The sequence below is a fragment of the Rhodanobacter spathiphylli B39 genome (genome assembly GCF_000264295.1).
Taxonomy (GTDB): Bacteria; Pseudomonadota; Gammaproteobacteria; order Xanthomonadales; family Rhodanobacteraceae; genus Rhodanobacter; species Rhodanobacter spathiphylli.
In genome coordinates this window covers 1-9,467 of sequence record NZ_AJXT01000010.1, presented here as the reverse complement: position 1 = coordinate 9,467, position 9,467 = coordinate 1, and the positions used below count along the sequence as shown (strand labels likewise).

Here is a 9,467-nt window from a genome sequence, read left to right as displayed (position 1 = left end):
GGGGAAACCTCAGGGACGGAGGCAATTAAATTTCGCCCGTTGATATTGCTCGGTCACGCGGCAGACCACAGGCCTTTCCGGCGCCTCACCACGCGCTGAAATCGTTTGTCCCCGAGCGCGGTCTTGATCCACGCTTTTCTACTACCCTCACCCCTTGGTTCCCCCTTGATCCCAACCACCATGAAATACGAAGAACTGCAGGAATCCGCCCTCAGGCTCAACGCGCTCTACGAGCAGCTCGAAACCAAGTTGTACGGGCGCGCGTGGAGCACGGAGGAACTGGCGCTGGGGTTCATGGGGGACGTGGGTGATCTGGCGAAGCTGATCCAGGCGAACGCGGGCATCCGCAATATCGATGATTACAAGTCCAAGCTGGGACATGAGCTGTCGGACTGCCTGTGGTCGATCATCGTGCTTGCGGACAAGTGCGGCATCGATCTGCAGGCGGAGTTCACCAGCAACGTCGAGGGGCTGATGGCCTATGTGTCCAGGGAGATCGCCGCATGAGCATCCGTCCGGGCCGCCGTGTCGCGGTACCTGGTTCACCCGAGGTAGCCGCATGAAGATCCTTCTCCGCATCGCATGCGTTGCCGCCAGCCTTGGCGCCGCTTCGGCGGCGCCTTGCAGTGAGCTGCCGGGCAAGTGGATGCTGTCCATCGAGAATCCCGGGCATCACGCCGTGGCGACGGTTGCCGTGGAGTTCACCGATGATGTCGCCCCCTCTTGCATGGGCGGGGAATGGAAGGTCGTGAAGGTGGTTTCAGCAACAACCCGTGACAAGACCTTCTTCCCGGTATCGGACCCGCTGTCGTATCGGATCGAGAACGGGCAGCTGACCATCGGCCGCAACGAAGTATGCGATGCCTACCTCTGGCTGCAGGGCCCGCTCGCCGGCACCTCGGTGCAGGGCAGCTATTTCAGTCTCGGGCTCGGGGGAAGCTCCCCGCTCGGCTACTTCACGTTGAGCCAGGCCAGGCCACAATGAGCCCCCCGGCGCCATGCCGATCCGGCGAGAACGAAGCATGAGCAACTCCAGCCCGCTGTCCGAATACCTCGTCATCTCCCGCGGCCAGTGGGACAGTGACGCTTCGCGCGAAGACATCCAGGCGGCGATCGACCGCTTCTATGCGTGGCATGACCGGCTGGTCGGCGAGGGCCGGATGCGGCCCGGGCAGCGGCTGGCGCGGGAAGGCAAGGTGGTATCGCGGCAATGCGTTCTGGACGGTCCCTTTGCCGAGGCCAAGGAGGTGGTCGGCGGCTACTGGACGATCCTGGCAGGCAGCCTCGACGAGGCAGCGGCCATCGCCGCGCAGAATCCGTGCCTGGACCATGGCCTGGCGTTCGAAATCCGGCCGATCGACCCGGCGCGCGCCAGCGCCTTCGCGCTGACCAACGAGACGCCGACCTAGCAGGCCGCACGTCGCATCCAGTTGCCTGGCCGTCGGCCCCGGCGGAACCGGGCGCGCTCAACACAGCAGCGTCGGCAAGGACGGGAGTGCTGCCGCGGCGAATCCGGAGGAAGATGCCGGATACCGCGTGCAGGCCCGCCAGGAAACGCCATGGACATCGAACGCAAATACTGGTTTCCCGCCAAGCGGTTCGGCTGGGGCTGGGGGCTTCCCGTGCGCTGGCAAGGCTGGGCCTGTCTGATCGTCTACGTGGCCGGGGTTGCGCTGGTGCTGCATTGCTTCGGGCCGGGCCGGGAGCCCGGCCTGCGCGTGGCCGGCCTGGGCCCGCTGACGCTGGCGCTGTTCGTCATGTTCTGGCTCAAGGGCGAGCGGCCGGGGTGGCGTTGGGGCGGGAAATGAGAACGTGGCCAGCGGACCGGCATCGCCAGCCCGATTGAACCGGCCCGCGCTTGCCGCGACACTGGCCTCATGAAACGTCTGCTCGCACGCTGCGCCATCGCCCTGCTCCTGCTGCCCGCTTCCGCGATCGCCGACCCGGCCTTGTGGGTGGTGAAGGATGCCGACACCACGATCTACCTGTTCGGCACCGTGCACCTGATGCCGAAGGATGCCGACTGGCGCTACCCGGCGCTGGAACACGCGCTGGCCGACAGCCAGACGCTCTACATCGAGCTGACCGACGACAACCCCGCCAATATCGCCGGGCTGGTGATGCGACTGGGCATGGACACCACGCACCCGTTGACCAGCCAGCTCAGCGAGTCCGAAGCACAGCGCCTGCGCACCCTCGCCGACAAGGCCGGCGTACCCGGTGGCATGCAGACCCTGAACATCATGCGGCCGTGGCTGGCCGCATTGACGCTGTCACTGATGCCGTTGAAGAACGCGGGACTGGACCCGGAACACGGCGTGGACAAGCAGTTGAAGGCGCAGATGATTGCAGCCCACAAGCCGGTGATCGGCCTGGAAACCGCGGAGCAGCAGATCCGCCTGCTGGCCGACATGCCACGGGCGATGGAGCTGGGCCTGCTGCGTTCGAGCATGCGTGACGCGGACCAGGGAATGGCGAAGCTGCAGCAGATGATCGCGGCATGGAAGGCCGGCGATCCGGACACGATCGATCGCGTCAGCACCGCCGAGATGCGCGCGAAGGAGCCGAAGCTGTACCAGTCGATGCTGGTCCAGCGTAACGAAGCGTGGGCGACGAAGATCGCCACCCTGCTGCAACAACCCGGCACCGTCTTCATCGCCCTCGGCGCCGCCCACCTGGCCGGGCCGGACAGCGTGCAGGTACAGCTGCGGCAGATGAACCTGCCGACCGAACAGGTGCACTGATCAGTCGATGCCGGCAACGACATGCGGCAGGTACGGCGCTTCGAGCGCCGCCAGCTCCGCCTCCGGCAACTCGACCGCCAGCGCTGCCACCGCTTCTTCCAGATGATGGGGCTTGGTCGCGCCGACGATCGGTGCGGTGACCACCGGCTGGTGCAACAGCCAGGCCAGTGCCACCTGGGGCCGCGGCACACCGAGGCGCTCGGCCACTTCGCCGACGCGATCCACCACCGCCTTGTCCGCCGCCTTGCTCGCGGCGTACACGCCATCGCCCCAGGGATCGGAGCCGCCGCGCACCGTGCTGGGCTTCTCTTCCCACGGCCGCGCCAGGCGACCGCGCGCCAGCGGGCTCCACGGCACCACGCCGATGCCCTGGTCCGCGCACAACGCCAGCATCTCGCGCTCCTCCTCGCGATACAGCAGGTTGTAGTGCGGCTGCATCGAGACGAAGCGGGCCCAGCCATGCAGGTCGGCGGTGTACAGCGCCTTGGCGAACTGCCAAGCCATCATCGACGAGGCGCCGATGTAACGCGCCTTGCCCGACTTCACCACGTCGTGCAGCGCCTCCAGCGTTTCCTCGACCGGCGTGGCGTGGTCCCAGCGGTGGATCTGGTAGAGATCGACGTAGTCGGTGCCGAGCCGGCGCAGGCTGGCGTCGATCTCGGTCATGATCGATTTGCGCGACAGGCCGCCGCCGTTGGCGTCCTCGCGCATCGGGTAGAACACCTTGGTCGCGATCACGACCTCCTCGCGCCGGGCGAAATCGCGCAAGGCACGCCCCAGCACCAGCTCGCTGCCACCGGCGGAGTACATGTTCGCGGTGTCGAAATAGTTGATGCCCAGTTCGAGCGCGCGGCGGATGAAGGGTCGGCTGTGCTCCTCGTCGAGCGTCCATGGCCTCGCACTGGTGGGCGCTTCCGAATAGCTCATGCAGCCCAGGCAGATGCGCGAGACCTTGAGGCCGGTCTTGCCGAGTCGTACGTAGTCCATGGGGATCACCTCTTTCGTCGTTGCGTGAAATCGCTCCGGCCCTGTCGCCGTGCCTCGCGATGGATGGCGATGCCGGCGGCAACCAGCGCGATGCCGATCGTCTCCGCCCGCCCGGGCAGCTGGTGCAGCACGACGGCGCCGACCAGGCATGCCGTGGCGGGCAGCAAGGCCAGCAGCATGGCAAAGGTGGCCCGCGGCAACCGCGCCATCGCCAGCTGGTCGCACACGTAAGGGATGACCGATGATGTCACGCCCACGCCCATGCCTGCGGCGAGCAGCGGCAGGCTGAGCAGCGCCGGCGTGGCCGGGCGAAGACCGATCAGGCTCACCACCACCAGCGCCACCAGCATTGCGGCGGCCAGGCCATCGATGGCGTTGCCGCCGGCATCGTTCGCGACTCGATGGCCGAGCACGATGTACAGCGTGAACAGCGCGCAGTTGGCGAACGCGAACGCGAAGCCGAGCGGCGCGCCTGCCAGGCGCAGGTGGGTCAGGAACCACACGCCGGCAATCACCAGGGCCAGCGCCACGCTATTGCGCTGCGTGCGCAAACCGGCCAGCGCCAGCGCGATCGGGCCGAGGAACTCGATCGCGCCGACCGTCGCCAGCGGCAGTCGATCGATCGCCAGGTAGAAGCAGGCATTCATGCCGCCGAGCACCACGCCCAGCCCCGCGATGTTCCATCGCGCCGCCACATCCATCTGCCGGAAGCGGCGCCACGGCCGCCGCCACGCGGCAAAGATCAACGCCGCGCTGGCGATCCGCAGCCAGGCGACGCCGAGTGGCTCGACCCGGGCGAACAACAGCACGGCGAAGGCCGGGCCGAGGTAGTGGAAGATCGCGCTGGCCACGAAATACAGCTGCGGCGGCGGCGCGAACCGTGGTAACGGTGAGGTGGAAGGCTGCTCGTTCATGGCCTCCCATTTTCCAGGGAACCGGCGCATGATCCATCAAAAATCCAAGGATACGTCCGTCAATTTTTCAACTATCGCAGTAAAAGTGAACGATATGCCTCAGATTTCCAGCCTCGTCTCCGATCCCCGCAACATCGAATTGCTGAAGGCGCTGCAGGAAGACCCGCGCCAGCCGGTCAGCAAGCTCGCCAGTCGCATCGGCATGTCCGCGCCGGCAGTGAAGGAGCGCCTCACCCGGCTGGAGGAAACCGGGGTGATCCGCGGCTACCGGATCGAGCTGGAGCCCAAGGCGCTGGGCTGGCCGATCACCGCGTATGTGCGCGTGCGCCCGATACCCGGGCAGCTGTCGAAGATCGCCGAACTCGCGCAGAAAATGCCGCAGGTGGTCGAGTGCCACCGCGTCACCGGCGAGGACTGCTTCATCATCAAGGTGTACCTGGACGCGCTGGAGAATCTCGACCAGATCCTCGACCGCTTCCTGCGCTACGGCCAGACCACCACCTCGATCGTGCAGTCCACCCCGGTGCCGCTGCGTGCGCCTCCGCTGCCGGGCAGTGGCGGCAGCAATCCGTAGACGCGCTACAAGAGGTTGCCACTTTCTGGCACCATCGACCGGTTATCCGCGCCGCGCGCGCCACTTTCCAAGATGTAACCCATGAACCTGCAAGCCAATTACGAACAGATCCCGCTCAAGGAATACGCCGAGCGGGCCTATCTCGATTACTCGATGTACGTGGTGCTGGACCGCGCCCTGCCCTTCGTGGGCGACGGCCTGAAGCCGGTGCAGCGGCGCATCATCTACGCGATGAGCGAGCTGGGCCTGAGCGCCACCGCCAAGCCGAAGAAATCCGCACGCACCATCGGCGACGTGATCGGCAAGTTCCATCCGCACGGCGACAGCTCCAGCTACGAAGCGATGGTGCTGATGGCGCAGCCGTTCTCGTACCGCTACCCGCTGGTCGATGGCCAGGGCAACTTCGGCTCGCCGGACGACCCGAAAAGCTTCGCGGCGATGCGCTACACCGAATCCAAACTCAGCCCGATCGCCGAGGCCTTGCTGGGCGAACTGGGCCACGGCACGGTGGACTGGGTGCCGAACTTCGACGGCACGCTGGAAGAGCCGGGCTGGCTACCGGCGCGCGTGCCGCACGTGCTGCTGAACGGCTCGATGGGCATCGCGGTGGGCATGGCCACCGACATCCCGCCGCACAACCTGCGCGAGCTGGTCACCGCCTGCATCCGCCTGCTGGACGAGCCGGACGCCAGCGTCGCCCAGCTGTGCGAGCACGTGCTGGGCCCGGACTACCCGACCGAGGCCGAGATCATCACCCCGCGCGCGGACCTGCTGTCGATCTACCAGACCGGCGGCGGCTCGGTGCGCGCCCGCGCGGTGTACCAGCGCGAGGAAGGCAACATCGTGATCACCGCGCTGCCGCACCAGGTCAGCCCGTCGAAGATCCTCGAACAGATCGCCGCGCAGATGCGCGCGAAGAAGCTGCCGATGATCGAGGACCTGCGCGACGAGTCCGACCACGAGAACCCGATCCGCCTGGTGATCGTGCCACGCTCGAACCGCGTCGACGCCGACGAAACGATGCAGCACCTGTTCGCCACCACGGACATGGAGAAGAGTTTCCGCGTCAACCTCAACATGATCGGCCTGGATGGCCGTCCGCAGGTGAAGGATCTCAAGCGCATCCTCACCGAGTGGCTGAGCTTCCGCACCAGCACCGTCACCCGCCGACTGGAAAACCGGCTGGCCAAGGTCGACCGCCGCCTGCACCTGCTTGAAGGCCTGCACACCGCCTACCTCAACCTCGATGAAGTGATCCGCATCGTGCGCACCGAGGACGAGCCCAAGCCCGTGCTGATGGCGCGCTTCCGGCTCAGCGAGGAGCAGACCGACTACATCCTGGAGACCCGCCTGCGCCAGCTGGCCCGCCTCGAGGAAATGAAGATCAACGCCGAGCGCGACCAACTCGAAGAGGAGCGCGCGAAGATCAACGTGCTGCTGAAATCGCCGGCCAAGCTGAAGGGCCTGATCAAGGAAGAGCTGCGCGCCGACGCCGAGAAATTCGGCGACGCACGCCGCTCGCCGCTGGTCGAGCGCGAAGTGGCCCAGGCGCTGGACGAAAGCGCGCTGGTCGCCAGCGAGCCGGTCACCGTGGTGCTCTCGCAGAAGGGCTGGGCACGCGCGGCGAAGGGCCACGACATCGACGCCGAGGCGCTGAACTATCGCGAAGGCGACGGCCTGCTCGCCGCGGTGAAGGCGCGCACCACGCAGCAGGTCGCCTTCATCGACTCCACCGGCCGCGCCTACTCCACGCCCGCGCACACCCTGCCCTCGGCGCGCGGCAACGGCGAGCCGCTGACCGGCCGCTTCAGCCCCGCCGGCGGCGCCAGCTTCGACGCGGTGATCGCCGGCGACAACGACACCCGGCTGATCCTCGCCACCGACTTCGGCTACGGCTTCGTCAACCGCTTCGAAGCGCTCACCGGCCGCAACAAGGCCGGCAAGCAGATCATCTCGCTCAGCGACGGCGCGAAAGTGTTGCCGCCGCAGGTCAGCGCCGACCCGGCGCGCGATCGCATCGTGGTAGTCACCACCGAAGGCCACCTGCTGATGTTCTCGGTGGCCGAGCTGCCGGAACTGGACAAGGGCAAAGGCAACAAGCTGATCGAGATCCCGAAGAAGCAGCTGGCCGAAGGCGAACGCGTGGCCGGCGTGGCCGTGGTCACCGAAGGCAAGGGCGAAGTCACCATGTACGCGGGCGCGCGCAAGCTCACCCTGAAGTGGGCCGACCTGGTCGAATACGGCGGCAACCGCGCCACCCGCGGCAACCTGCTGCCGCGCGGTCTGCGCCGCGTCGAACGGATCGAAACCACCGGTTGAGCACGGCATGGCGCAGGGCGGGCAGTGCCCGCCCTGCGGAGCGAGTCCAGGAACTTGTCGCCGCACCACCGTTCCAACAGGGATGTGCACGCCGACGCGACCCCGCGCGTTGAACACGTGACCACCGGAGTAAGCATGACCATGCAACGCATCCTCCCTGCCCTGTTCGCCGCCCTGCTGACCACCACGGCCTGGGCGCAGACGCCGGCCAGGCCGCTGAACCTCAAGCTGGCGCCCGCCGATATTCCTGCAGCCAGCAGCACCGTCGCCAGGCCGGCCTCTGCCACCAGCGCGCCCGGCGTCTACTACGGCGACACCAGCGGACGCATGGGCAACACCGAGGTCACCAGCGCCAGCGACACCGGTTCCGATTGCGACGATTACAGCTACAACCGGCCGCAGGTGCACGGCAGCGTCGGCATGGGCGTGGTGGGCGGCAACCACGTCAGCGGCAATTACCAGACCGGCACGGTGAACCTCAGCAAGGCCTTCGGCAGCTGCGACCATCCCCGCGGCGGCGTCAGCATCTCGATCGGCGGGGGCACCGGCAACTTCCACGGGCGCGGGCATTGATGCAGCGGTAGCCACCAGGGGCTTGGCGAGGCGACGCTTCGACTCCGTTCGCTGGCGCGAGCTGCGCTCAGCGCGAGAAAGATGTCAGGGACAATAGTTGCCAGCGTGGATCACCGCGGCTGGGCCGCGCGCGCACGCATACTGGCGATGAAACAGGCGAGAGTCGCTGCCGCGCAAAAAAAGAGGCGCACCGCGCCCCCACCCTCAATTTATATCAGCCACCGGGACTTGCGACAAGGCTGGCAGCGTGAACTAGGATCGCCGCCCTGCCGATCGGGCAGGAAGCGTGAGGCGCGCCGGGCGATGCATGACGACGAGTGGGTTCCGGTTACCAATGAGAACTGCAACCGGGTGGACGGGCCGTTCTATCACGGGACGAGGGCGGATCTTTCGGTCGGCGATTTGCTGACTGCCGGGTTCACCTCCAATTACGACGATCGCGTGGTGATGAACCATGTCTATTTCGCTACCGTCCCGAAGGGGGCCGGTCTTGCGGCGGAGATGGCCCGTGGTGCGGGAAGGCCGCGCGTCTATGTCGTCGCGCCGACCGCGGCGTTTGAAGACGACCCGAACGTCACGAACAAGAAGTTTCGCGGCAACCCCACACGGTCGTATCGAAGCGCGTCACCGCTAAGGATCGTTGGCGAACTCACAAGCTGGGAGCCCTACGACGAGGAGTTCATTTCGGCACTGAAGAGCCGCGTCGAAGGCGGCATGGGAGAAATTATCAACTGAGAAAAGGGGCGAGCCAGGAAAGGCATCAGGAACCATTCGTGGCTAGCCGCCAGAGGGTAAATTGTCCCTGACACAATTGTTTAAAGTTGCTGACAACAACGACAGCCTGCCCGCATGTCATCAACGAGCGTTCGCACAAGGCACGATCTGAGACAGGGCTCGTCGCTTGTCCGGTCAGGAGTAGCGCCGCATACTCGGCGCAACGTCCCGTTTTCGGGTCCAAGAAAACGCTGCACCTTGAAAACTGCCACGGCAATCTTCGCAGCAATCGCAGGAGTTTCAGCAGGCTTCATTACCGGAGTGTTCGCTGCGTTTATTGGCGGCGCACACGAGAAGTCGGCGTTCTTCGCAATTTCACTGTCCTCATCCATCGCCCTTGCCCTTGCATCGCTAGCCGGTGCTTCACGTTTGCATGTGGCGTTCCCTCGGGCCCATTACGCCATTCTCGCAGCCTCCATGGCCGGGGCGGGAGTGGGCGTGTGGAGCGTCCTTCGTATGATCAAAGTCATTTAGTCGGGCGCGGACGCCTAAGGATGGTCTGATCAATTAAGTTCGAAACGGCCGTCCAGACGGCCGTGCGAGAGCTCAGGAATTGGCTGCGCCGAACGATGAATTATGGGT

The 9,467-nt window shown here is 66.0% G+C and carries 12 protein-coding genes; 10 read left to right on the top strand and 2 right to left on the bottom strand.

The annotated features are described in order from the left end of the window. The first annotated feature begins 180 nt into the window (after positions 1 to 180). The 5 genes from UU7_RS06425 (at position 181) to UU7_RS06405 (ending at position 2,744) form a co-directional block, all read left to right on the top strand. The gene (locus UU7_RS06425) at positions 181 to 507 is read left to right on the top strand and encodes a nucleoside triphosphate pyrophosphohydrolase family protein (RefSeq protein WP_007806522.1); all 327 of its coding nucleotides are present in this window, start codon (positions 181 to 183) and stop codon (positions 505 to 507) included. Between the two features lie 52 nt (positions 508 to 559). Continuing rightward, a complete protein-coding gene (locus UU7_RS06420; protein WP_007806520.1) occupies positions 560 to 985 on the top strand; it encodes a hypothetical protein in 426 nt (141 codons plus the stop codon). Positions 986 to 1,022: 37 nt separating this feature from the next. Next, positions 1,023 to 1,409 (top strand): YciI family protein, encoded by a 387-nt coding sequence (locus UU7_RS06415; protein WP_007806517.1) that lies wholly within the window; start codon positions 1,023 to 1,025, stop codon positions 1,407 to 1,409. 150 nt (positions 1,410 to 1,559) lie between these two features. Next, positions 1,560 to 1,808, top strand: a complete 249-nt coding sequence (locus tag UU7_RS06410) for a hypothetical protein (protein ID WP_007806515.1) — start codon at positions 1,560 to 1,562, stop codon at positions 1,806 to 1,808. Positions 1,809 to 1,877: 69 nt separating this feature from the next. Further along, positions 1,878 to 2,744 (top strand): TraB/GumN family protein, encoded by an 867-nt coding sequence (locus UU7_RS06405; RefSeq protein WP_007806514.1) that lies wholly within the window; start codon positions 1,878 to 1,880, stop codon positions 2,742 to 2,744. Here the strand turns inward: UU7_RS06405 and UU7_RS06400 are convergent, their stop codons facing one another. Continuing rightward, complete coding sequence (locus UU7_RS06400; RefSeq protein ID WP_007806512.1) at positions 2,745 to 3,731, bottom strand: aldo/keto reductase; 987 nt, start codon at positions 3,729 to 3,731, stop codon at positions 2,745 to 2,747. Between the two features lie 5 nt (positions 3,732 to 3,736). Further along, positions 3,737 to 4,645 (bottom strand): EamA family transporter, encoded by a 909-nt coding sequence (locus tag UU7_RS06395; protein WP_007806511.1) that lies wholly within the window; start codon positions 4,643 to 4,645, stop codon positions 3,737 to 3,739. 94 nt (positions 4,646 to 4,739) lie between these two features. On the opposite strand from UU7_RS06395, the gene UU7_RS06390 reads away from it, so the two are divergent. The 5 genes from UU7_RS06390 (at position 4,740) to UU7_RS18950 (ending at position 9,359) form a co-directional block, all read left to right on the top strand. Next, complete coding sequence (locus UU7_RS06390) at positions 4,740 to 5,219, top strand: Lrp/AsnC family transcriptional regulator (protein ID WP_007806510.1); 480 nt, start codon at positions 4,740 to 4,742, stop codon at positions 5,217 to 5,219. An 81-nt stretch (positions 5,220 to 5,300) separates the two neighbouring features. Next, the gene (gene parC / locus UU7_RS06385) at positions 5,301 to 7,538 is read left to right on the top strand and encodes a DNA topoisomerase IV subunit A (protein WP_007806507.1); all 2,238 of its coding nucleotides are present in this window, start codon (positions 5,301 to 5,303) and stop codon (positions 7,536 to 7,538) included. Between the two features lie 135 nt (positions 7,539 to 7,673). Further along, positions 7,674 to 8,111: a hypothetical protein gene (locus UU7_RS06380; RefSeq protein WP_007806505.1), complete on the top strand. Its 438-nt coding sequence runs from the start codon at positions 7,674 to 7,676 to the stop codon at positions 8,109 to 8,111. Positions 8,112 to 8,414: 303 nt separating this feature from the next. Further along, complete coding sequence (arr, locus tag UU7_RS06375; protein ID WP_007806503.1) at positions 8,415 to 8,846, top strand: NAD(+)--rifampin ADP-ribosyltransferase; 432 nt, start codon at positions 8,415 to 8,417, stop codon at positions 8,844 to 8,846. A gap of 237 nt (positions 8,847 to 9,083) precedes the next feature. Continuing rightward, the gene (locus tag UU7_RS18950) at positions 9,084 to 9,359 is read left to right on the top strand and encodes a hypothetical protein (protein WP_157581954.1); all 276 of its coding nucleotides are present in this window, start codon (positions 9,084 to 9,086) and stop codon (positions 9,357 to 9,359) included. Positions 9,360 to 9,467 lie beyond the last annotated feature (108 nt).

Coding starts and splice junctions, on each gene's coding strand:
- UU7_RS06405 (WP_007806514.1), top strand. CDS start 1,878: ATGAAACGTCTGCTCGCACGCTGCGCCATCGCCCTGCTCCTGCTGCCC.
- UU7_RS06425 (WP_007806522.1), top strand. CDS start 181: ATGAAATACGAAGAACTGCAGGAATCCGCCCTCAGGCTCAACGCGCTC.
- UU7_RS06380 (WP_007806505.1), top strand. CDS start 7,674: ATGACCATGCAACGCATCCTCCCTGCCCTGTTCGCCGCCCTGCTGACC.
- parC (WP_007806507.1), top strand. CDS start 5,301: ATGAACCTGCAAGCCAATTACGAACAGATCCCGCTCAAGGAATACGCC.
- arr (WP_007806503.1), top strand. CDS start 8,415: ATGCATGACGACGAGTGGGTTCCGGTTACCAATGAGAACTGCAACCGG.
- UU7_RS06415 (WP_007806517.1), top strand. CDS start 1,023: ATGAGCAACTCCAGCCCGCTGTCCGAATACCTCGTCATCTCCCGCGGC.
- UU7_RS06400 (WP_007806512.1), bottom strand. CDS start 3,731: ATGGACTACGTACGACTCGGCAAGACCGGCCTCAAGGTCTCGCGCATC.
- UU7_RS06395 (WP_007806511.1), bottom strand. CDS start 4,645: ATGAACGAGCAGCCTTCCACCTCACCGTTACCACGGTTCGCGCCGCCG.
- UU7_RS06410 (WP_007806515.1), top strand. CDS start 1,560: ATGGACATCGAACGCAAATACTGGTTTCCCGCCAAGCGGTTCGGCTGG.
- UU7_RS06390 (WP_007806510.1), top strand. CDS start 4,740: ATGCCTCAGATTTCCAGCCTCGTCTCCGATCCCCGCAACATCGAATTG.
- UU7_RS06420 (WP_007806520.1), top strand. CDS start 560: ATGAAGATCCTTCTCCGCATCGCATGCGTTGCCGCCAGCCTTGGCGCC.